Genomic DNA, 22309 nt, shown 5'->3' with positions numbered 1-22309 from the left:
ACTCTAACGGTCAGGTGTCGGGCGTGCGACGAAGGGCGCGATGCCGGTCATCAGATGATAAATCATGCTGGCGGGCACATGAGAGACCGCGGGTTCGAAGTCCTGATCCAGCCGGTCCACCCATCCATGGGCGGGTCCTGGGTTGAGGAAGCGGCTATGAATCTCGTCGATCATCGCTTTCACCGGCGCCTGAGGTGACCCCAAAGTGATATAGGTGCGGAGCCGTTCAAGCTGCGGCCACAGCCGATAGCCGACATCGCCATTGCCCAGCATGTTCAGCGCCATGCCGTCGCGGATGCCGTTGCTCTCTGTGAAGGTGTGTATCCGGCGCAGCCAGCTGCCGCAATCGCGGCCCACAAGGCGGTCGGTCTCGCTCAGCAGATAGATCCATTCATAGCAATGTCCGGGTTCGATCCGGTCGTCGCGGATGCGCGTCCAGTCCGGCCCGAAACGTTCGAGCACCGCGCCGGTCTCAGGCGCGAACATGAAGCGTTCAAACAGCGTGGCGATGGTCTGGATGCGATCAGCAGAAGCGGAGTCGCCCATGACTTCGTAATAGCGCAGGCTGGCTTCCAGAAGATGCATGTGCGGATTGGACAATTTGCCGCCGCCGCCGGTTTCGTGGTCCACCCAGCCGCCATAAATGTCGTCGGCAAAGAGCTCATCGATCAGGGTGAAGGCTTCTTCCGCCAGCGCTTGCCCGCGCGGATCGCCCAAAGCGGCGAGTTCCGCGCCCGCCAGCGCTACAAAGGCATGGTCGTAAAAGTCGCGGCGGGGGTCATTGATCTGGCCCGCGCCGTCAAAGCCATGCGCCCAACCGCCCTGAGGCGCGCGCGCCGGGCCGTTCAGAAACGCGATGGCGGCTTCGATGATGGCGTCCGCGGCGCCCTCCGGGTTCCAGCCCAACTGCTTGGCCCGTGCGAAACTGAACAATTGCCGGGGCGCGACGCGCCCGCGCCGGGGCAAGGCGCTTGCGGCCTCGCCAGCCATGTCGAGGCCTTCAACAAAGCCGCCGGTTGCAGGATCGATCGCCCGCGCGGCCCAGCCCGGCATCACGGTGTTCCAAAGCCAATCGCCCAGGCGCTGGCGCTGGTCAGCGCGCAAAAGGGTTTGCCCCAGAGTCTGGATGGCGGACACGGCCGGCTTGATCCCGGCGGCGCCGTCCAGGCTCGACACCAGCACAGCGTCTCGCGTGGCGATGACCGCAATCGCGTCGAGCCCATGCACAGCCACTTTGGGTCCTGAGGATTGGATGAACACACGCTCGGCGCCCGGCGCGACCACCGCGCCGCGCAGAACGACCGGATCATGGGTCGCCTCGGCGTGCAGGGCGTGCACGGCGCGAAAATCACCCACATCGCTCCATCCCATGGAGGCGGGTAGCACGGAGATATTGTCCGCGGCTTCCATCACCGCATAGTCGATGGATTCAGAGCGGCATTTTGAAAACGCCGTGCGATCCAGCTGGCCGTCTTCGGTCAGGGCGGCCTCTACACTCTCCAGAATGTCGGGCGCATGGGCGGCCAACGCTTCGCGCATCACTTGAGCTGTGAACATGAAGATGCCCGCATTCCAGTAAAACCGTCCGGTTTCGATATAGGTGCGCGCAGTTTCCACATCGGGCTTCTCGACGAAGCGCGCCACGGGTTTGGCGGCGCTGTCGGCGGGCAGGGCTTCGATATAGCCATAGCCGGTGGCGGGGAAGTCAGGCTTGATCCCGAAGGTGACGATCTGCCCCTCGCAAGCGGCGGGCTGAGCGTTGCGGATGGTGCGGTGAAACGCGGCCACATCCTTGATGTGGTGGTCCGCAGGCAGGATCAGCAGGATTTCATCAGGGTCGGCCAGCAAGGCCGCTGCGGCGATCGCGGGCGCGGAGTTGCGGCCCATGGGTTCAAGCACCAGGCGAACGCCGGGCAGTTCGTGTTGCAGCGTATCACGATGGCGACTGGAGCCGATCGCCAGGGCCGGTCCGAACAGGCCGTCATCACTGACACGCGCCAGGGTCTCCGCCACCATGGATTTTGGGCCGGTCAGAGGCAGAAACTGCTTGGGGGTTCGCGGCGTGGACAGGGGCCAAAGGCGGGTGCCGCCACCGCCGCACAAGATGACGGGCGTGACTTTGGTCATGTTCGCTCTCCCCCGGATGGTCAATTCCGCGCCTGTACGCGATCCAGCTATCGCAGGTGCTTTCACGGCATGCAATCAATTGTGTGCAGAGCTGTCTCAGCGAGCGCTTTCTGATCCTGTCCGGCGCCGTTGAGCGCGTGTCAGGCTGGACCCGCCTGGGGCGTCTCATCACTGAGCGCCGCCCAGGCGTCATGCTGGGAGAGGAAAACCTCACCGCTCAGGGCTTTGAGAAAATGCGTATCCTTCAGCTTGTCCATCACAGGCCCCTTCACCTCTGACAAGTGCAGGCGGACGCCCATTTCCGACAGTTGTGCGTTGAGCGTCTCCAGCGTTTCAAGGGCGGAATAGTCCACCTCGTTCACCGCAGAGCACATCAGCACCACATCCCGGATCGTCCCGGCGTCGCGGCTGAGCCGGTTGAGGATCATGTCTTCCAGGAAATTGGCGTTGGCGAAGTACAGGCTCTCATCAATCCTCAGCGTCAACAGCGAGGGCGCGGTCTCAACGGCGTGACGGTGGATGTTGCGAAAATGCTGGGTGCCCGGCACGCGCCCGACTTCGGCGATATGGGGTTTAAAGGTCTTGGTGATGTGCAGCAGGACCGACAACACCACGCCCGATGCGACGCCCACCTCCACGCCCAGCGACAAGGTCAGCAAAATGGTGGCGAACACTGCAATGAAATCGGAAGTGGAATAGCGCCAGGTCGATTTCAGGATCGAGAAATTCACAAGGCTCAGCACCGCGACGATGATGGTGGCCGCCAGAGTCGCCTTTGGCAGAAAATAGATCAGCGGGGTTAGCGAAATGGCGGCGAGCGCGAGGCCGATAGCGGTGAAGGCCCCCGCGGCGGGGGTTTGCGCGCCGGCGTCGAAATTGACCACCGACCGCGCGAAGCCGCCCGTGACCGGGTACCCGCCGGTGAACGCTGCGCCCAGATTGGCTGCGCCCAGTCCGATCAGTTCCTGGTCCGGGTCGATGCGCTGGCGCTTCTTGGCGGCGAGGGTCTTGGCCACAGAGACCGATTCCACAAACCCGATGATCGAGATCAACACGGCGGGAATGAATAAGGCGCGCATCAGCTCCAGCGACACGTCCGGCGCCGTCAGGGGCGGCAGGCTCCGGGGCACGTCGCCGACTAGCGCGACGCCGCGGGCGTCCAGATCAAACCCCCAGGCGAGCCCTGTAGTGGCGGCCACCGCCATCACAGGCCCGGCCTTGGTGATGAAATCGGCCAGTCGCATATTCACGCCGAGCCGGGTCAGAAGAGGCTTCAAGCCCGACCGCACCCCGAACAGGAGTGCGATCACGCCAAGTCCAATGGCGGTCGTCAGCACATGGATATCGCCGGCATGGCCGACGAGCGAGAGGATCATCTCGATGAGCGTATGGCCGTCAGCTGGCACGCCCAGCACATGTTTCAGCTGGCTTGCGGCGATCAGAACGCCGGAAGCGGTGATGAAGCCGGCGATGACGGGATGGCTGAGAAAGTTCGCCAGGAACCCCAGTCTTAAAAGGCCGAGCACCACCAGAAAACCGCCCGACAGAAAGGCGAGCGTCAACGCTGCAGCCGCATAACTCGCGGTTCCGGCTTCGGCCACTTGGCCGATGGTGGAGGCGGTCAGCAATGACACCACGGCGACCGGCCCCACCGCCAGCACCCGGCTGGTTCCGAACAGGGCGTACAGAAGGATGGGCGCGATTGAGGCGTAAATCCCCGCCTCGGGCGGCAGGCCCGCCAGCAGCGCATACGCCAGTGATTGCGGGATCAGCATCAAGGTGACGATCACCGCTGCTGTCAGATCATGCCCCAGCGCCGCTGTGTCATAGCTGCGTCCCCATTCGAAGATCGGGAAATAGCGTTTGAAGTCGGCCATGGGGCTGGGTCGCCTTTCAACGGTGTTCGCAGGGGGCAACACAGCGTCCGCCTGACATCGCCGCTTTGCGATGCAGTATCGGTCCGTCTGAAGACTATGTCAGCCTGTAATCCCCTGAAACATCAAAGCCGACCTGCGGCTTCATGTCGCCGAAGCGACAGCCGCTTGAAGGGCTTTCAGCCTGCATTTCGTCAGGCGCATAGGGTTAATCCAGCGACACGCCCCACCGGGGCGCATGAAACGCCCAGGCGTGTTCAATGATGGTTCTGGCGTCAGACTGGGTCGGCGCAAAGTCGAGACACGCCCGCGCCGTTTGCGATAAGTGCGCGTATCCAAGCCCATGGAAAATAGGTACTTTGCGCCCAGTGTTGATACTGTAGCGTACGGCCAAGCCATTCAGCATGTGATGAGTCAAACTAAAGACGCGCAGAACATGGAGAAGGTACAAGCCGAGCTTTAGAGGCGATACTCAGCTGAACGCATGCTCTCACAATAGTAAGCGCTTCAGAAGGAACTACCACTTCACGCCAGCCAGTCATAAAGGCCGTTGTTAAGGGCGTCGAAATGAGACTGAGGAATGAGTGCGAAGGCCGTGACTGCACCGCCCCAGCCCTCTACCGGGCCGCCCGCTGAGTCAGCGGCTCCGCGCGCGCCAAGCACCATCTGTCCGCCGTTTGTGATCAGGCCGCCAGGCCCGGCGTGGGCGTTATCCTGACGGACTTGACCGTTGCGGATCAATTGGGCGCGGTTGGCGCCCAGGCTCAGGATGAAGCGCGTGTCTACGGTCACGGCGCCGTCGCCCCAAGCGTTGATGCCGGGCGCGGCGTACCAGCGCCAGGTCAGGTCAGGTCCAATGGAGAGCGCCGTGCCGGGCGCGCCATTCCACCAGGAGACGGGATTGTCCCAGGCGCCGCCGGGCGCACCGCGCAGCCGCAGCGCCAGGGTGGCGGGCGCGCCGTCGGGCAACGGGCTGGGCGCGAACAGATGCTGGTCCGGGGTGAAGCTGAGCTGACCCGCGCTCCAAACGGGTTGATGGGCCGGGTTATCCTGACGCAGGACATGACCCAGCCCGCCGCCGTCTCGCCAGTGCGAGACCCGGCCCTGCGCATCCATTGTCATCGTGTCGGGCAGTCGGGCGTCAAACCAGATCGCGCCGGGGTGAAGAAGGTCGGGCGTCCAGGCGGGCGCCGACGCGCCGGAAAACACGGTTGCGCCGATCATGCCAGCACGACCGCGCCGGACGCCGTGGAGCCGCTGGCGCGCACCCGCGTCAGCGCCAGCGGATAGATGACGCCCGGGCGAAGGGCGGGCAGGACGAGCGTATCGCCATCAGCCGTGATGACGGCGAGGTCGCCCGCCGCGGCGACCATCAGCGCGCGGCTCTCAAAGGGCAGGTCGACAGCGTCGTCGGGGGTGATTGACGCGGCGCGGGTCAGCGGGCCCATGGCGCTGCGCGCGCGATGGGCGAAGAGGGTGTCGGTCATGAGGATCTCCAGGTTTCAGCCATGCCCGCTTGGGGCGCCAGACGGATCAAGACTAGCTGCGCGCGAGACCCCTGGGGATGCGTTGCAAACCGATGAAGGTGAAGGCCTTGGCGTCAAACGCGAACGCCCAGGCGCCATCAGGGACAAGTCATCTGGACTGCCCGGTCCCGGTCGTGACGCGCTGAAGGCTCAAGGCCGATCGCATGCTGCTCATGGTGAAACCGATGAACCACGCCGATGACGGGTGCAAAGTCCGCGTGAAGCCTCAGCGAGGATTGGCGGGGCAGACGCGGAGGAGAAGGAGAAAATATGTTGGGCGTCAGATTAGCTTGGATTTTATTATAAAAAAATCAGGGGCTTAAATCTCCGCCACGTCCAGCGTCTTTGGACTGAGTATTCTAAATGCTTGGACAATCCGCCCAGCTGTCAATGAAAGTTGGACAATTTCTATCAAAAAAAGGACCGCGCGAGCGCGGTCACAAGATTGAGAAAGGTTTTAGAGGATTTCGTGAAGCTCGAGCGCGCGGCGTGCGACCAGATCCAATAATGCAAGCGCTTCTTTGCTATCTTTATCGCCGGGAAGTGGTGCCGCCTCCTGCAGCTCGAAGCCGTCGCCTGATCGGCTTTCAACTTCTGCACCGGGCCAAATGTTTTCCGGTTCAATCTGCTGATCGCGGATCTCTCTTAGTCGGCGGTCCTCTTTCCCCTGCCTGAAGCGTGCCCGCAGTTTGACGGTCTCTTCGCGAGCAATAGCGCGAATATCGAACGACCATTTTCGCGATGTTGCTTCGACCACCAAAGTCGGTTCGCAGGTCAATCGGACGGTAGCAGGAATGTGTCTCGTCACGAGGTGCGACTGAAGCGCGTCACGTAAGGAAGTCAGGCGCTCGTCATGAGCATGGCCATCCACCTGAACACCGACCTTTTCATGCACTTCGACTTTACTCACATAGCAGACGGTTCCAGGCCCATAGCTGTTAATCGCCGAAACACCACGCTCGCGAAGACGCTTCATAGCTGCCCGTGGAGTGCAACCCAGAACCGGGGCACACATCGAGGCTCGAACATAATTCGCCTCGAACCGATCTAATGATTCTTGGTCAATCCGCGGTAAATCGTTCCCATCAATACGCTCGCGGAGAAAGCCTAAAGCAATTAGCTCAGCTAACCCTTCGCTAGACACACCTAGACGTGACTTCACCTGGGCGCGGGTCAACGCGTCACGCACCTGAGCGCCCGGGCGAAGGCGAGTATTTCGAAAGTAAGCGACCTTTAAGCCGTCAAAAAATTGTTTATCTGCATCGTATTCGAGCACACCGATCTTCTGATTTCTGATGAGCATCGAGTAAGCCTCAGAGCGCTGGATCGAAGCTTGATTAGCAAAATCGGCCAGGCTGATCCCATAAGGCTCAAGGTTGGTTTTACGGACATCCAGAGCTTTTTCTACGAAAGCTGTCAGCGCTTCAAAGGTGAAGTATCGGCACTCGCCGCGCCGCAACTCCATTTGTAGTGTGCGGCGATTTACGAGATCTTCCACCTCTTCTGTCGAGCACCCCAACCGCGACCCGACATCTTGGGTCGAGAGTAAACCTTCGAGGTGGATTCTGACCTGTACAAGGTCTTGGTCGCTCAGTCTGTGGGCGCGCGTGTTCGGACACCTATCTGAGGACACACCAGCCGCTGCCATAGCTTTCTTCAGGTACTTGGTCTCAAGCTGTAGTTGAGCCGCGGCGGATGACAGCGTCCAAAAGCCATCTGCACCGTCATATCGAGCGAGTTTTCCAGACGGCGTCGCTAAGCCATTTGCAATTCTCGCTTCCCCGAAGGCATCTGAAAGCAATGCCCTCAACTGCGGTGACTTCACGGTTGCAAGTAGTTGAGGCAGATAATGGCATCGAGCGTCATAGCGCTCCTTATCGCTATCGGGCTGAAGCCAATCAGCGCCCCTTAAAGTAGAGATGATCGTTGCAGGGCCTTTTGTTAGAATATCATAACCGGTCTGAGCTGTGCGCCTTATTTCAGTAGGGTTTGCCGGCTTCGGCTCCGTTGCACTGAGCATCCGAGACAAGACTGAAGCTGCCTGCAGTAAGTCTTCAAGCGGCTCGAACTCTTGAGAACCTTCATCTCCATCCGGAACACCGCGTATACGGTCGACGATCGTCCGGTCGAGTAGGCTGGCTGGATGATCTATTGCGTGCTCCAGTCCAATCCTGACCCCGGCGCGGGTCATTCCAATGACGGGTTCGGACCATGCCAAGGGGTCATCCGGCAAGCTGTCGATCAACAGAGTGTTGTGATCCGGGCAGGCCTGTACCGCCACAATGTCCCACCAGCTGCGGACGTGCCGGCTTTCCGCGAGGCAGGCCGGGCAGACCCGTCGAGCTCCCTTCAGGATTTGACGGCTGGCAAGGCGCTCGCCAGCGATTTCATAACCGCCGTCGATCTTCTTGGGCGTGAAGTGGGCCAGCTCACTGAGTCCTTGGATTGGCAGCCCCTGAGCGAAACCAAGTTGCTCATCATAATCCCAGTCGATCCCGCCTAGCCCCAGCGACTGGAGGAACGTGACCGTGCTGAACGCGTAGTTTGCTTCTGCAAGGCGGCTTATCCAGCCATAGATTGGCTCTTCGCTGAGCGAGGCTTCAGGCCAGCGTCTAACTGGCAGTTCATTCAGCGGGTTGATGTTATGAATGGTCATGCTTTCCCTCTCACGCTTAGCTGATTTCATGCCGGAACGGATTGAAAGTCTGACCAGGGCGCTTGCGCTCGTCGTACACCTCGGCGAAGTGGCGCCGCTCGATCCGCGGAGAGTCCTCGTTGAGTGCACTTTCACCGGCCGCCAGTATGAGGTTCTTCAGCAGGCCAATACTGCCCAGAGACGCATTGAACAGTCGGGACGAGTAATCCAATTCAACTAAGCCTGAGCTTTCAAAGGGCAGCTCTTCATCAAACTTCTGGCATAAGACTCTGAAGTTTTTGCGATCATCTGGGTCGTTCCAGTCATAGGGTTGAACGGACTTGTAGGGTAATCCACCGCGCCCGATGAGTTGGCTGTCTTCAGCGATGATCGAATATGTTTCCGGTAAACCGATGCACACAATATTGAACCTACGTAGATTCAAGAGTTTGCGCAGGAACGAGCGCGCAAAGGACAGGAGGCGCTTGTTCTTCTCCGGAAACATTTCTTGGGCTTCGTCGATGATGACGAACTCGACTTCCGCCCTTACGACCTCACGCAAGATCATCTGCATCAGGTTTGCGTTAGTTGTCCGGGGCGACACAGTAATCCCAAGGGCGTCCGTGAAGCTCTCGAGCACTGCCCGAACGCCGCCCTCCACTGGGCAGTCCACGACGACGATCGGGACCTTCACTCCATTATTCGAGATGTATTCAGCGTAATCGGAAACGAACTGCTGCACCCCGTAGGTCTTCCCGGTCCGGCTCGGCCCAATGACAGCGGAAATGTTCCCGCGACCGTGCAGCCCGCCTTCAACTGGCTTGTACGCACGATTGATGAAGCGCATCACCTCACGGTTTCGGGCATGATTCACGAATATGCTGTGCAGCTGCGCATGCTTTTCTGCGCGCTCACTGAAGAGGCCGTCATGCATCGTCTCGTCTCCCGCTCTCTGTACGCGCTGCTTCGCGAAGAATTTCGCTGAGGTCGTCGACATCTTCCTCCGGCCGGTCCGGCTGCTCGTCTTGAAGGAGCGTCGCATCCCTCCACAGCTCGGATTGATCATTCGGCCAGATCTTGTCGCCACCGGTTGAAGCAGACGCGCGCACGAAGGTAGGCTCTTCAACGATGGGAGAGAGCGGAATCGGTTCTGAAGCCACCGGGATATTCCGGATCGTCTCACGCATCTGAATCTCACGGTGCTGTTTGCCGTAAAGGAAGCGCTTGAGCTGCCGATCGATTTTCTTGCGTTTGGTGGTGTCGACAGCGCCTCTCGCGATCTCGGTCAGCTCCTGCCTCGCTCGCCATAACGCGTCTGGCTGCGCCCTCTGGCTTTCCCGAACGCGCGCGTGCTCCAGACACGCACGATGTTGGAAAACCGTGAGCTCTTTTGTGTAGTCTTGCCATCTTTGGCAGACTGGAACCTCAATCACTTCATTTTGATGGTGGTTGCTCAGATAGACCTTTGAAAGGTCATATGGGTCACGTCTGACAGTGTACTTGGCCGAAGCCTTACCGCGAGAAATCGAGCGGTGGTCCGGGTGAGCCAGAATGCGATCAAGCTCTGGTGACCAATAAGTGATGTGGTCCCATTCGACACCGTACTTCTGAACGGTGCGTTCAGTGACTTGGCCAGCCAATGCAAGGAATAGCTCACGGTGTGGCAGCGCTGGAAAATCCAGCATATCGACCTTATCGCGCCAAGCATCGATCGGAGCCTTTCCGACGCCGGGCGTGTCACCGAGGGTCCTGTTCAGCGAACGATTAAAGACGGTGACAATCCATTTGATCGTCAGGTCTGTGAACTCTTTCAGTGTCAGAACGGGTGGATCCAGATCTTCAAAATCGCGGCGCACTACAGCGTTAGACATCGTCGTTCCGGCGAACTGATGTACGAAGCGTGCGTAGTCCGCGAATACCCGCTCATTCCCGCCTTTCGTCCACGGCTCTCGTGGCTGTAGTCGGTGAATTTCGAAACCGAGCTCAGTGGCCGCTGCAACGAGCTGCCCATTGGCGAACTCACGACCATTGTCGATAAAAAGACGGTCAATCCGCCCCATACAGGGCCAGTCTTCGTCAGACAGCCCCTCGATGTGGCTGATGGACTTGCGGTAGATCGTGTGCTTAAGGCCTTCCATGACGGAGGCGTAGCTCGGCTCGTCGAAAGTCACCGCAACACCGATAATCATCGCCGTTGCACGATCTCTAAACATAATAACATTGGGGCGACCAAGGTGGGTGCCGTTATCGGCTATGAGGACGATATCCGCTGGCGTGAAGTCGACCTCCACCTCTTCGTAGGGTCGTTGCGGTCGCGCCCTGGTTTGGTAGGTGCGATGACGCTTCTTTGCGTAATGGCGGCCAACTCTAGCTGTGTCTCTGACGAATGGGGAAACCTGCCGTAAGGCCCGACGAAAAGTAGAGATGCTTGGGCAAACCAGGCGGCCTTTAGAGTCGAGATGCTGAGGCTCGAGCGAGCTGCAGAACGTGCGTCCGTGTCGAGAGCAATTGAAATCATCGATAAACTTCTGGACCTCGCAGAAGGCATCTTCTGCGGTCCCGCCTTGGAGGAACCGGTTTACGCCGACTTCTACGGCCTCCTGTTGCGGTGCAAGCAGGCGAGACTCCCGGCTCCCTTTCAGGTCATGTCTTGGTGCATACGCCGCCAGCCCCAGCTCGTTGAAATAAGCTCTGTGACGCTCCACCCAGTTCAGGACCGAACCAGGTGAGGGGGGATTGTCATCCGCCAGCCGCGCCGCTGTGGACTGAATGGTTTTCTTCAGCCAAGGCTTGGACCTTCGAAAGCCCTCTGGATGGTTCAGCGCGGCCTGAACGTAGGCATGCTTACGCGCTGCCACATCCTTTGCAGCTGGATCTGTTATCGTATCGCTGATGGGCGAGAGCGGAGCCGTTCTTGAGCGCCTCGATCTAAACTTTAACGCCCCGTCACCGTATATTCGCAGCAGTTCGGTATTCTCGAGTACCTTCAGCTCATTATCCTCGGCGCGGACTAAGAGCCATTTTGTCCCCTGCTTGGATTGGACAAAAAACTCCTCTTGGTCGAGCCAGACTTGCTGGCCAGACGAAAGCCGCAATGCTGGATAGGCTCCAGGCTCAAGAGCGTGGGTCTCTATAGTCTCAGTCATCGCGTACCCCTGCCAAGCGCACCAGGGAGTTGCGATCAATCCTACAGTCCTGACTGATCTCAACCTCATTGCCCAACGCCAGACGCATGATCGCTGAGAAGCAGCGTGCTTCGTCTACACAGACAGATTCGCAGACGGCGCTGCAAATAGCCCCGATTGAGGTTTGGTCAGAAGCTCTGGCGATCTCAGCCCTGACGGCAAATTCAACGGTTTTGTCCTGCGGCGCGAAGCGGTGCCGGTAGAGCGTACGAGCGTTGGACAGCCGCGGTTCGGCGAGCAGCTCAGCTTCTGACCAGATTACAAGCTCCGCCCTCCATTGCGTTTGACAGGCTTCACGGATGAAGGGTTCTCGATGCCGCCACCTGTCCTGCTCACAAAACCACCTAGCTTTTGCGTCGATAACTAGCAGCTCATCTGCTTGAGTGAGCGCGACAAAGTCTGGCGTATATTGATGCGGGGTTAGTCCGCCATTCTTATCGGGCATCCAATAGGACAGCGCCTCCGGCTGGCAGACATATTCCCGAATTCGATAATCGACCGAGAGGTGGAGGTGCGCCACCGCCTCCAAGCGGCTTTCAAAGGCTGCGTGTCGGTTTCGGCATTTCGAGCTTTTCGGGAAGATGCCATCGCGCGCAACCCAAACCTTTCCGGGCTTCCAATCGCGAGTGGGCTTGGTGCCGACCTCGAAACCTAGAGCGGCTAGCGTGCCTTTGCGCGCTTCAGTCCAGGCGTGGTTCGTGCCGTCGTATGTCTTAGGATCAGTCATGCCGCATACTGTGCAGCAATTTTTGAAAATCGTCAACGTCAATTTCTAAAAATTGACGAGCCGCTCGCGCTGTGCCAAGTTAACTATAGTTTGGAGGGTGCAATGAAATTGAATTATGTAATTGTAGATATTGAAGAAATAGAGTTCGGCCCTAAATCGATTTCGGAAATGTCGACCCTAGCGATGGACGGGCAACGTAACTGGCGCCAGCGCGGTCACCTTTCACCACCGGACGGGCCGCGCGGCAAAATGAAGGTCCGCTCAATCGCGGCGCTGGCCGTTCGAGCTTGGGCTTCGTTTTTAGGATACCCTCCAAGCGAAAGCAGCAAGATCGGAGCCGACGCGGCTTCGAGTGTGATCTATTGGGCGTTGTTGTCGGAAGTCGCTGGTGTTGACCCGCTCTTGGTGGTCGGGCCGCGTTCGGCTGTAGGCGCGTTCCATCAGAAATTTGATGATGACCACGAAACAGCGCTGAGCATTGCCCAGTTTGAGGGCAAAAAACCATTTACGTTTGTTTTTTGGAGCGATCGCGATTGCCCGAACCTTCGTCATGGTTCCACCGAGGTTGCAGATGAGGATGGCCCCATAGTCACGCGTAGCATCAATCTGGTCGCTTTAGGACGAAATATCGTGGAAGCGGCTCATGGCCCATTATTCAAGATAAGTGTCGGAAATCCTTAGGGGTAGTCTGCTTTGGCGGTCGAAATGAAGTGAGACACAAGTTGTGTTAATCCTGTGTCAGGCCACAGAAAGTTCGCGGGTTGCAGCGATCTGCGGCAAGGAAGGGGGTTACGCTTACCCGTGCCCTGGATACGTGGTCAGCTGTCGTGAATTCGGGCTTCAGCTTCGCTGGGATGAAAGATTGGATTTCTTCGACCCAAACCTCCTGCTTCCTGAGTGGCGCACCATGATTTAGGCGTCACCGCATGAGGAGACTGGCATAATTCTATAGTCAATGAGTAAGATTTAGTCGGCTGGCTCGCTTGGGCTGAAGGGCATGTATCCTTCCGCCCTTGCGCCTTCACGCCAGCTCGGGGCGGCCTCCAGTGAGGCGGCAAGGCGCCAGCGATGTTTGCGCTTGGTGCCGATGTTCCGGACGCTCGGTCGATTGGAGGCGCTTAGCGCATTCATGGACGCCTCGAGCATCCGTTTGTTTGGGGTCGCCGGAACCACGTGCAAAGATCGGCTTTCCAGATGCTCCAGGAAGAACCGGGCGACGTAAGCCAGATCATCCTCTGACAGCTCCACCTTGCGATCCTGAAGAGCCTTGCGCAGGGCTTTTACAATCATCCGCCAGTGCGAAATATCGACTTGGTCAGCCATTGGAAAATGGTCTCGCTGTTTTTGTTTTGTCGGCCCGGTGCAGGGGCAATGAGCTAAAGCGCCATGAGGCGAAGACCGGGTTTGAGTGCCCGTCCTTTCATGCAGCAGCTCATCTTTGAAGTGTCTTTCCTGGTGAGGCGGCAACGATGATAAGTGTGATGAGAGGTGGCACAGGAGTCAAATCAATTTATTGAATTAATTGACTTTTCGTTCTGTCAACATGGCGTTGACGGAACGAAAGCCTTCTGGAAATGAGCTCGTGAGCCACCATGGAGCGCGCATTTGGCTGCCGCATGGATAGATGTACGTCCGTTTGCGCGTGATTTGATCAAATGAGGGCGAGAACAGTTTGCTTCTCCGGTCATTTCAGCGCGCAATCTATAAGGACGAGACCAGCCGGCGCATTACAGATCGAACGGTCGGTTCCCTATTTGGTGGCGCTGAGGAGGAACAGGATCACGCGAGCAGAGCGATCTATGTCCTGAGAAGCAAGTCGGCCAATCCAGCCGTCGCAGAGAAGCGTGAGGTGCTCCACAAGAGTGGAAGGGGCTTCGGCTTCCTGTTAGCCGGAAGCTTGGGTTTAACTTGTTGGTGGCGTTGCCTTGATATTAGAGCATAGTGCCTATCGCTTCTAAAGTACAGAAAATGCTTCCAAATTCATATAGATAACTACTTTGCATTATGCCGATAAGATTCTACATTACGTTTTGTCAACACGTGCATGTGTGGTGATATGGAAAAACTAATTGAACTTCAAATTTTATTTGATATAGTTAAATCAAGGTCGCGCGGGGCGCGCCTTTCCCCCAAAAATAACTTATACCCAATGGACGTGTGAATATGATCACAGCTATCACGGCGTGCGACCCGCGCGCATTTGCCGATAATATGCAGCGCATACCCGATCTGAGTTACGTTATGCGGAGCTCAAATCCATGGGTGCCGACTAGTGTCATGAGCGAAGGGATTATGGTGCCAGCAATGCGGTTGGCTGGCGATAGGTATGTTGATTGTTCTTGGTCGCCTTTGTCTGGACTCAATGTTGACCCGAGTGAGCGTAAGGACCTTGATGCAATTCCAACGGTTGTTCCGTTCAGCACTGTGAGGATGAAATGTGAGAGTCCTTCAGGGCCACACGTTTTCGCTGATCTGAAGCCGGAAATCCTGGGGACTGTACATCTTATCGCTGGCTACTTGAGGCCGACAACTGAAGAGGGTCCAAGTCTAGGCTTTTTTCCTCACCTTATTGAGCCCATACCGGGGCGGAGCGCTTGGGTCGACCGTGAACCCTTGATCTTGAGCTTTGGAGCATTGCGTGCCTGGCTGAGCGTTCACAACGAAGTCCTGCCCAAGGCATTCAATTCGGAATTCAAAGAGGTCAGCGTTAGCCTTGCTATGCGGTGAGGTGGTGATGCCAGTTAATCCGAACCGATGTCGAAAATTAGCATGGCACAGTACTTTAGGAGTGCGGCCCACGCCTCGGTGATCACCGAGGCGTGGGCGTCTTTGAAGGGATGGCAGCATTCCAGAAAGGGTCGTAGCTGATGTCGATGCCGTGCACGTGAAGGAACTCCTACACAATGCGCAGCGACAGCGAGAACAGAAGGTACATCATCATCGCCAGGCGGATGATCTCGGATGATGTCCTGGAATGTTGGAAGGGTTTGGTTGTGCGAGCAGGATTGCCGAAGCTAACGGGCTGTTGCCTCTAACAGCCCCCTCATGAGGATTGAAATGAGGGGCAATGAGCGGGCTTTATGAGGGGTGTGGGCCCCAACGTCGCGCATGAAATGCCCAGGCATGCTCGATGATAGTGTCCGCATCTGACAAAGCAGGCTTAAATCCTAGAAGCTCATCTGCCAAAGAGGGGTCGGACACCAATTGCGCCGCGTCGCCCGGTCGTCGCGGGGAAATTGAATGCGGGACGGGGCGTCCGGTGACGCGTTCGACTGCGCCTATGATTTCCTTGACCGAGATACCTTTGCCCGTGCCGAGATTGCAGGCGAATGACTGAGCGCCGCCCTTGAGACGATCAAGCGCCTGGAGATGGGCTTGGGCGAGATCCATCACATGGATATAATCGCGAACGCAGGTGCCATCGGGCGTATCGTAATCATCGCCGAACAGGTGCATGGGGCCGCCCAGACCGGCCGCGGCCTTGAGCGCGTTGGGCACCAGATGGGTTTCCGGGTCATGCTCTTCGCCGATCTCTCCATCCGGGCTCGCGCCAGCCGCGTTGAAATAGCGAAGCGCAGCGTATTTGAGCGATCCTCTGGATGAGACATCTTCAAGCATCAGCTCGACCACGTGTTTGGTCTGGCCATAGACATTGACCGGCGTTCGGGGCTCATCCTCGGTGATAGGAAGCGTTTGGGGCTCGCCATAGACGGCGCAGGTGGACGAGAAGACCAGATGGAGCACATCCGAGCGCTCCATGGCCTTGAGCAGTGCAACGACCCCAGCGACATTGTTATCCCAGAACGCCAGCGGCTCACGTTGGCCTTCACCAACCTCGATATTGGCGGCGAAGTGCATGACGGCGTCGATGCCCTGGTCTGACATCGCCTGTGTCACGGCGCTGACATTGCGTACATCTTGCTCGATCAGAGGCCCCCATTTCACCGCGTGGCGATGACCGCGAGACAAGTTGTCGAGGACGATCGGGGTATCGCCTCTTTCAGCGAGCGCTTTACAGATGTGCGAACCGATATAGCCCGCGCCGCCAACGACTAATACTCGCATCAAGGCCCCCATTACTGCGATGCAGTGTAAAGAAGGCGAGCGGAAAGCGCGAGCGCAATAGTTGCATAATACGCAAGTTGAAGCGCAAGGAATGCGGGGGGGCGCCGGTCAGTGAGGCTGCGGCTGTCTCTCACGCAGGATGATGAGCTGCGGCCTTCAGGGCGCTCGTAATTCCGGCTCACCGGCGCCAGGGAAACGGGCTCTGGGTTAATGCGTCATTATCTATAAGCACAGGCTCCCCACTATAGTTTGGAGCCGCTGCGGCTCCGAGTTGCCCCTCATTAGACGAAATCTGTGTGTACGCGAGAAAAAGAGCATCTAGAACAATGCACTAAATGGAAACTTGAGTTTAGATAGTCTTAAGGTTACTCTCAAGTAAAATAAATAAAGTGTTAGGGTAAATTTATATTAAGCAAGTAAATAGTACGAATTTTATAAGTTAAAAGGCCAGTCTCCTCGTGCGCAGAAGCACGCAGGAGAACAGACGTGTCCACTCAGAATGAGCAACGGTCCCGGCCCACCCTTTTGTCTCTTCTTGGCCTTGCCCTGGCAGGTCTGTGGTTGACGGCTTGCTCAGCCACCACGCCCGGCGCGCCTCACCTTGTGGCCCATCAGGTGACGGCGCCTCCCGTAGGCGCGTTCGCATTCTGTATGGAAAACCGTGAGGCTTGCGGACTTGTCGACGCAGAGCTGGTGACGAACAATAAAGACATGAGCAAGTCTTCTCCAGCTGTGTTGGAGGAGACGCCAGAGGTATCTGATGCGGTTTCTGAACAAGAGTATTCTGATGAGCAATTGCTCGCTATGGCGTATGTGGTCAACGCCGCGATCAACACCGCGATCTCCTATCGAAGCGATGCTCTGACCTGGAACATGGAAGAACGCTGGGTTCTGCCCATCCGATCGGAAGGCGTCACTTACGGGGATTGTGAAGACTTCGCGCTTGAAAAGCGTGCCGCGCTTCTGGAGGCTGGCGCACCCGCTGACCGGATGCGCATGGCGACAGCCTGGTCACCAGGCACGGGTTTGCACGCTGTCCTGATCTTGCGCCTTGAGGCGGGAGATTATGTGCTCGATAGCGTGTCGCCTCATATCCTCACGGTGGGGCAAACCCGATATGAGTGGCGCTCGCTTCAGACGGGGCCAAGTCTGCTTGAATGGTCGTCGGTCTCAAATGATCCGCTGGGCGCTTCTTCTGCGTCTTATACAGCAGGCTGACGGCTGATGAGGCTCAGCGCGTTGAAATGAACTCGACGCCTGCAGAGCTGATGGCTGCGGCGGTCAGAACGCCGGTCTGGTAGGCGCCCGTATCCAGACTAATCCGTCTGTTATCCTTGCTGGGTTCGGATTGCGGCGTGTGCCCGTGCACGATCATGTAATCAAGCTGGCGCGTATCGTTCAGAAACGCATCCCGGATCCAGAGAAACTCCGCATCTGTCTGTTGGTCTATAGCTTTATCGGGGTCTATGCCAGCGTGTACAAAGAAGTAATCACCACGGATCGCGAAGCTCGAGAGCGATCGGTAAAAGGCGAGATGCTCAGCTGGAAGCTTCTCAGATAATGCCTTTGCAGTTTTCGCCCACGCAGCCTCGTCCTTGCTAAGCCTCACATCCTGGACGCCATAAGAGAGCAGGGTTTCAAAGCCTCCATAGGTGCTCCAGGACGCGCCGACTTCAGGCGTGTCCAAAAACTCAAGCAATGTGGCTTCGTGATTGCCTTTCAGATAGGTGCAATCAATCCCAGACAGTGTGTCTGAATGGATGAGATAATCCACCACGCCCGCCGAGTCCGGGCCGCGATCAATATAATCGCCTAAAAAGACCAACTCGTAATCCGAGTGGCCTGCGTGGTCTGTTATGAGGGGAACAAGACGCTCAAGCAGGTCTTTGCGGCCGTGGATGTCGCCAATCGCGTAAACAGTTAGGTCGGGGGGCGCATAGGACCGTTTGCGTCGGAACAGATCGATGAATGACTTCATCTTGTGTCTATGACCTTCTCAGTCTGCGCCGGGTCAATCTGAATAGTATTTTTGATACGAGCGATAATAATAACCGCCCTGATCATAGCCATAACGCGCTTGAGCTTCCAGATCGACATTATTGAGGACAACGCCGAGGATATTGGCCTTGGAGGCCTCGATTTCATGGATGGCCTTACGCACCACGCTGGTCGAACTCTTCTTCCAGCGCACGGCGACCAGAACCCCGTCAGCTCTTGAGACGATCGCGCGCGTATCCGCCACCGCCAGAACAGGGGCGGTATCAAGAATGACCTGATCATAGCGCTGACGCAGCTGATCAAGCAGCGCTTCAAAAGCGGATGAGCCGAAGACATCGCGCGGTGTAAATGTTGTTTGCGCAACGGGCAAAACGTCGAGACCTGTGTCTGCGTCGCTTACGATGACGTCCTCAAGGTTTGCCGTACCAGACAGGACTTCAAGCAAGCCTTCCTTGGCATTAGGATGGAGCGCTTCAGTCAATAGCCGGCGTCGAAGATCGCAATCAACAACAATGCTGCGAGACCCCGCCATCGCCGAAACGCGCCCAAGGCACAGCGCAGTTGTGGTCTTGCCATCACCAGGCACGGCGGAGGTGATCGCAACGACAGTATTTTGATTGTCGATACCGCTGATCCGGATAGCTGAGCGAATTGTGCGGAAGCTCTCAGAGAAACTCGACAAAGGCTTGGCGAGCACATACTCGCCTGGATCAATGGTTTTACCGCTGATCCGGTCCGCCAACCCTACTTTCAGGCGCGGGACAGAGGCGATATGCGCCAAGCCGAATTGCTTCTCGATATCAGCGTCTGTGTGTATGCCGCTATCAAAGATTTCGAGCGCAAAGACGACGCCAACCCCTGCAATGCCGGCCAGAACGATCCCTAAAGCCAGATTGAGCATGACGTTGGGGGAACTTGGGGTTTGAGGTGTGGAGGCTTGGGCCACCACACGGGCGTCCGCTTCAGCAAGACCCTCGGTCTCATTGGTTTGACGGAAGCGGTTGAGGAAGCTTTCGAACAGGGCGCGGCTGGCCTCTGCCTCACGCTCAAGCGCACGCAGTTGGACAATGGCGCTATTATTCTCTGAAAGCTCGCCCCGAGCTTCCAGCAGGCTGTTCTGCAAGGAGCTGACGCGTTGGGCAGAAACGTTCACTTCGTTCTCCAGGCTGGCGACGATGCGCCCGATCTCCGCTTCAATCTGGGAGTTGATGTCTGCAAGCTCGCGCTGGACGGTCAGGATTTCCGGGTGGCGAGGCCCATAACGGCCACTGAGGTCGGCCTGGCGGCGGGCGACTTCGCCCTGCTGTCGACGCAATTCGCGGATCACTTCGGAGGCGAGAACTTCGGCGATGGTGTCGGACGCCACGCCGCGCTGGAGCTGGCTACGAACAGCGTCAAGCCGGGCGCGGGCTTCGGACAATTCTGCGCGCTGGATAGCGAGCTGACTGTTCAGATCCGCAACCTGTTGCTCTGCGACGGTCGCGCCCTGAGCGTCAATCAGACCGTTAGCGTCGCGGAAACGGGCCACGGCAGCCTCACGCGCCTGAACTTCGTCGCGCAGGGTTTCCACACGATCGTTGAGCCACTCATTGGCGCGCTCGGTGGCGTCGAACTTGGCTTCAAGCTGAGAGGTCAGGTAAGCCTCGGAATAGGCGTTCGCGATATCGCGCGCAAGACTAGGCGTTTGGGACGTCGCCGAGATCTGGATAACGTATGTCAGCCCTGCGCGTCGGACGCTGAGCGCCTCGAGCAGGGCGTTAACTACGGCTCCGCGCTCGCGCTGAGCTTGCTCCTCCGACGTCGGCTGGTCGCTATCGCGTCTGGGAAGTAGCGCGCTGACAAAGGATTTGAGGCCGCTCAGTAGGCCTCTAGAGTCAGAGAGCGCCGCATTGAATTCCGGCACTGCCGTCAGATCGAGCTCGTCCACGACGGTTTCGGCCAGAGAGCGGCTGCGCAGCACCTCGACCTCGGTGTCGACCATGGCGGAATCGGGCGGCATGCCCGAGAGCACCGCCTCGATATCGACCACCTGCGACTGACGGACATTCAACACGACGCTTGCAGTCGCAGTGTAGAGCGGGGTCGCCTGAAGCGTGAAGATCACCACCGCCACGAAGGTGAGAAAGCCCGCCGCGAGCAGGCTCCAGAACCGTCTGCGGAAAACCGCAACTAGCTCACGAATGTCAATCAGATCATCAATCTGAGAAGACGATGAGGGCGGGTTCACATCAGACATGGCGCAACTGTTTCGTCAAAGGACTATCCCGCCTCGTCTTGCACGAGGCGGGCCAGTCGGAAAGAGATTGGAGTCGAGTCTAGCGGCGAAGAACCAGGCTCAGACCAATCATATTCTTGGTATAGTCCTGGTTTCCGGCTGCGCCTGAGGAATCCTGGTCCAGATAATTATAGCTCGCACGAATGCCTGCCGTGCGATTGAGGAAATAGGTGACGCCAGCGGTGATGTTGAGGCGCTCATCGGTGCGATCAATGCCCGAATAGTCGTCTTCGCTAAGGCTGAAGCCGGCCGAGACAATCACATTGCGACGCAGCTCATGGTCCACATTGACACCTGCGCTGGTCGCGAAGAATCCGCCGGAGCCCGCGATGGCGGAGTCCTCGACCGAACGGGACGCATTGAAAGTCACGGTTGTGAGCTGGGTGGGGAACCATTCGACTTGGCCCTCGATGCTCAGACCATCGATGTTCTCAAAGGCCGCGCTATCATAATCCTGCTCGGTGTAGCCGATACCGATCATGCCTCGGGCCATGCCGCGGATGTCGAAGTCGGCGCCGACATCAAAAATGTAGCCTTCAGAGTCGCGCAGGATCGGCACGCTCGGCGGCGCCAGGTCATAAGCGCGTTCATTGTAGCGCAGACGACCGAAGACGGCCGTGTCCGGGCTGATAGCGACATCGCCACGCGCAGAGAGAATGTAGACCTCGCGATCACGGAAATCCTGATCGGCGATGCCGCCGCCGAAGAGCGGCGCATCATCATAATCAAAGGTGTTGAAGTCAAAGCGCCCCTGGAGTTTCACGCGACCGGCGGCGCGCTCTGCCCCGATGAAGCTGGTCCAGGCGTCATACTCGATCGGCTCGGCAGCCTGACCGGCAGCGCCTGCAGAGGTGCGCGGTTCTGTCAGGTTGGAGTACCGCAGGCCCGCATTGATGTTGGCTTCGCGATTGATGTCGAGCTGTCCGCCGAGGCCGCCCGTATAGTTCCATACGCTTTCGTCAGAGTAGTCGAAATGTTCGCGGCGGGTGGCCGAGATGTCCCCGGAGAGGGCGTGACGCGACCAGGTCGTGTCGAAATTCAGCGCCGGGCGAAGAATGGCGATCGTGTCGGATTCCTCGTTGGCGGAGGTGCCGAAGACGTTGTCGGTGAATTCCAGTCCCAGGGTCAGCTCCGGATAGAAAAGAAAAGCGCCGTTCTGCACGCCGCCCGCCGTGTAGTCAGGGCGCGGACGTTGCTGGACGCTGACATTGCGGTCGCGTTCGAACATGCTGTCTGCGCGGTCGGCCTGGGCGATTGCGACGGGCGCAAACCCGACGAAGCTGAGAAGGACGAGGCTGGTCGCTTTCAAAATCATAGTAAACCCCCACCAGCGCGCAGGCCGGTCTTCTTGTCATGAAAAGGGCGGGGCGATGAGCACCCCGCCCGACTATGGTTCAGTCGACGCCCGGCCTAGTAGTCCGAGGTGCCGCCGCCCGCGCCGCCGCCAGCCGGGGGCGGTGAGCCTGCCCCGTCGCCTGCCGGCGCGCCGCCGGCGGTGACGCCGCCAGGCGTCTGGCTGGGTGGGTTGGTGGCGACGTTGGTCGCCGCGATCACGATCGACGGGTTGGTGGCGTTGTTGGTGGCGACAATCACCATGGCCTGAGCCACAGTGGCCGCGTCTGCGCCCGTACCCGCCACAGCAGCTGCGATAGCAGCTTCGATCTGCTCTTCTGTTGCGTCCTCAGGAAGCGCATCGATTGCAGCCTGAACGATGCCGGCAAGCGCAGTCGCGTCAATGGCCTGAGTTTCCCCAGCCGCCGGAGGCACTTGTGCGAATGCGAACGCAGGTGCAGCGAATGCAATGGCGATCGCGCCAAGAACCGAGCTCGCACCCTTGAAAAGATTGTGTTTCATGCCTGTCCCCTCGTGCAGGAGTGCCCATTGGTTAAAAACCATT

At 58.2% G+C, this 22309-nt stretch carries 16 protein-coding genes; 2 read left to right on the top strand and 14 right to left on the bottom strand.

Annotated features, from left to right (window positions below; all coding sequences use genetic code 11):
• Positions 1-3: 3 nt before the first annotated feature.
• From ACP154_RS03935 to ACP154_RS03900, 8 genes are all read right to left on the bottom strand, one after another.
• Positions 4-2127 carry a sugar phosphate nucleotidyltransferase gene (locus tag ACP154_RS03935; RefSeq protein WP_421856519.1) on the bottom strand — a complete coding sequence of 708 codons (2124 nt, stop codon included), beginning with the start codon at positions 2125-2127 and terminating at the stop codon, positions 4-6.
• Between the two features lie 140 nt (positions 2128-2267).
• A complete protein-coding gene (locus ACP154_RS03930) occupies positions 2268-4004 on the bottom strand; it encodes a sulfate permease (protein ID WP_107711729.1) in 1737 nt (578 codons plus the stop codon).
• A 522-nt stretch (positions 4005-4526) separates the two neighbouring features.
• Complete coding sequence (locus ACP154_RS03925) at positions 4527-5225, bottom strand: hypothetical protein (RefSeq protein WP_421856522.1); 699 nt, start codon at positions 5223-5225, stop codon at positions 4527-4529.
• A complete protein-coding gene (locus ACP154_RS03920; protein ID WP_421856525.1) occupies positions 5222-5488 on the bottom strand; it encodes a spike base protein, RCAP_Rcc01079 family in 267 nt (88 codons plus the stop codon). The genes ACP154_RS03925 and ACP154_RS03920 overlap by 4 nt, the downstream gene beginning before the upstream one ends.
• Before the next feature lie 496 nt (positions 5489-5984).
• Positions 5985-8183, bottom strand: coding sequence for a TniQ family protein (locus ACP154_RS03915; RefSeq protein ID WP_421856528.1), 2199 nt, complete (start codon positions 8181-8183; stop codon positions 5985-5987).
• Between the two features lie 16 nt (positions 8184-8199).
• Positions 8200-9096 carry an AAA family ATPase gene (locus tag ACP154_RS03910; RefSeq protein WP_421856531.1) on the bottom strand — a complete coding sequence of 299 codons (897 nt, stop codon included), beginning with the start codon at positions 9094-9096 and terminating at the stop codon, positions 8200-8202.
• A complete protein-coding gene (locus ACP154_RS03905; RefSeq protein WP_421856534.1) occupies positions 9089-11308 on the bottom strand; it encodes a Mu transposase C-terminal domain-containing protein in 2220 nt (739 codons plus the stop codon). The genes ACP154_RS03910 and ACP154_RS03905 overlap by 8 nt, the downstream gene beginning before the upstream one ends.
• A complete protein-coding gene (locus ACP154_RS03900; protein WP_421856537.1) occupies positions 11301-12074 on the bottom strand; it encodes a hypothetical protein in 774 nt (257 codons plus the stop codon). Before ACP154_RS03900 ends, ACP154_RS03905 begins: the two co-directional genes overlap by 8 nt.
• A gap of 102 nt (positions 12075-12176) precedes the next feature.
• Here ACP154_RS03900 and ACP154_RS03895 point away from each other — a divergent pair, with 102 nt between their 5' ends.
• Positions 12177-12755, top strand: a complete 579-nt coding sequence (locus ACP154_RS03895) for a hypothetical protein (RefSeq protein WP_421856540.1) — start codon at positions 12177-12179, stop codon at positions 12753-12755.
• A gap of 285 nt (positions 12756-13040) precedes the next feature.
• Here the strand turns inward: ACP154_RS03895 and ACP154_RS03890 are convergent, their stop codons facing one another.
• Positions 13041-13397, bottom strand: a complete 357-nt coding sequence (locus tag ACP154_RS03890; protein ID WP_421856543.1) for a hypothetical protein — start codon at positions 13395-13397, stop codon at positions 13041-13043.
• Between the two features lie 1755 nt (positions 13398-15152).
• Complete coding sequence (galE, locus tag ACP154_RS03885; protein ID WP_421856546.1) at positions 15153-16139, bottom strand: UDP-glucose 4-epimerase GalE; 987 nt, start codon at positions 16137-16139, stop codon at positions 15153-15155.
• 711 nt (positions 16140-16850) lie between these two features.
• Between galE and ACP154_RS03880 the strand changes: the two genes are divergently transcribed.
• Positions 16851-17357 (top strand): transglutaminase-like cysteine peptidase, encoded by a 507-nt coding sequence (locus ACP154_RS03880; protein ID WP_421856549.1) that lies wholly within the window; start codon positions 16851-16853, stop codon positions 17355-17357.
• 13 nt (positions 17358-17370) lie between these two features.
• Here the strand turns inward: ACP154_RS03880 and ACP154_RS03875 are convergent, their stop codons facing one another.
• The 4 genes from ACP154_RS03875 to ACP154_RS03860 all read right to left on the bottom strand — a co-directional run bounded on the left by ACP154_RS03875 (position 17371) and on the right by ACP154_RS03860 (position 22266).
• The gene (locus ACP154_RS03875; RefSeq protein WP_421856552.1) at positions 17371-18117 is read right to left on the bottom strand and encodes a metallophosphoesterase family protein; all 747 of its coding nucleotides are present in this window, start codon (positions 18115-18117) and stop codon (positions 17371-17373) included.
• A gap of 33 nt (positions 18118-18150) precedes the next feature.
• Positions 18151-20373, bottom strand: a complete 2223-nt coding sequence (locus ACP154_RS03870) for a polysaccharide biosynthesis tyrosine autokinase (RefSeq protein WP_421856555.1) — start codon at positions 20371-20373, stop codon at positions 18151-18153.
• A gap of 79 nt (positions 20374-20452) precedes the next feature.
• The gene (locus ACP154_RS03865; RefSeq protein WP_421856558.1) at positions 20453-21727 is read right to left on the bottom strand and encodes an outer membrane beta-barrel protein; all 1275 of its coding nucleotides are present in this window, start codon (positions 21725-21727) and stop codon (positions 20453-20455) included.
• Positions 21728-21822: 95 nt separating this feature from the next.
• Positions 21823-22266 carry a hypothetical protein gene (locus ACP154_RS03860; RefSeq protein ID WP_421856560.1) on the bottom strand — a complete coding sequence of 148 codons (444 nt, stop codon included), beginning with the start codon at positions 22264-22266 and terminating at the stop codon, positions 21823-21825.
• Positions 22267-22309 lie beyond the last annotated feature (43 nt).

Origin of the sequence: Oceanicaulis sp. (genome assembly GCF_965249665.1) — a bacterium.
Taxonomy (GTDB): Bacteria; Pseudomonadota; Alphaproteobacteria; order Caulobacterales; family Maricaulaceae; genus Oceanicaulis.
This window is presented reverse-complemented; position numbering and strand designations above follow the sequence as displayed.

What these genes read in the sequence shown, in the direction of transcription:
- ACP154_RS03900 (WP_421856537.1), bottom strand. Translation starts at nt 12,074, where the DNA reads ATGACTGATCCTAAGACATACGACGGCACGAACCACGCCTGGACTGAA.
- ACP154_RS03920 (WP_421856525.1), bottom strand. Translation starts at nt 5,488, where the DNA reads ATGACCGACACCCTCTTCGCCCATCGCGCGCGCAGCGCCATGGGCCCG.
- ACP154_RS03930 (WP_107711729.1), bottom strand. Translation starts at nt 4,004, where the DNA reads ATGGCCGACTTCAAACGCTATTTCCCGATCTTCGAATGGGGACGCAGC.
- ACP154_RS03915 (WP_421856528.1), bottom strand. Translation starts at nt 8,183, where the DNA reads ATGACCATTCATAACATCAACCCGCTGAATGAACTGCCAGTTAGACGC.
- ACP154_RS03895 (WP_421856540.1), top strand. Translation starts at nt 12,177, where the DNA reads ATGAAATTGAATTATGTAATTGTAGATATTGAAGAAATAGAGTTCGGC.
- ACP154_RS03910 (WP_421856531.1), bottom strand. Translation starts at nt 9,096, where the DNA reads ATGCATGACGGCCTCTTCAGTGAGCGCGCAGAAAAGCATGCGCAGCTG.
- ACP154_RS03905 (WP_421856534.1), bottom strand. Translation starts at nt 11,308, where the DNA reads ATGACTGAGACTATAGAGACCCACGCTCTTGAGCCTGGAGCCTATCCA.
- ACP154_RS03860 (WP_421856560.1), bottom strand. Translation starts at nt 22,266, where the DNA reads ATGAAACACAATCTTTTCAAGGGTGCGAGCTCGGTTCTTGGCGCGATC.
- ACP154_RS03865 (WP_421856558.1), bottom strand. Translation starts at nt 21,727, where the DNA reads ATGATTTTGAAAGCGACCAGCCTCGTCCTTCTCAGCTTCGTCGGGTTT.
- ACP154_RS03890 (WP_421856543.1), bottom strand. Translation starts at nt 13,397, where the DNA reads ATGGCTGACCAAGTCGATATTTCGCACTGGCGGATGATTGTAAAAGCC.
- galE (WP_421856546.1), bottom strand. Translation starts at nt 16,139, where the DNA reads ATGCGAGTATTAGTCGTTGGCGGCGCGGGCTATATCGGTTCGCACATC.
- ACP154_RS03925 (WP_421856522.1), bottom strand. Translation starts at nt 5,225, where the DNA reads ATGATCGGCGCAACCGTGTTTTCCGGCGCGTCGGCGCCCGCCTGGACG.
- ACP154_RS03935 (WP_421856519.1), bottom strand. Translation starts at nt 2,127, where the DNA reads ATGACCAAAGTCACGCCCGTCATCTTGTGCGGCGGTGGCGGCACCCGC.
- ACP154_RS03875 (WP_421856552.1), bottom strand. Translation starts at nt 18,117, where the DNA reads ATGAAGTCATTCATCGATCTGTTCCGACGCAAACGGTCCTATGCGCCC.
- ACP154_RS03870 (WP_421856555.1), bottom strand. Translation starts at nt 20,373, where the DNA reads ATGTCTGATGTGAACCCGCCCTCATCGTCTTCTCAGATTGATGATCTG.
- ACP154_RS03880 (WP_421856549.1), top strand. Translation starts at nt 16,851, where the DNA reads ATGAGCAAGTCTTCTCCAGCTGTGTTGGAGGAGACGCCAGAGGTATCT.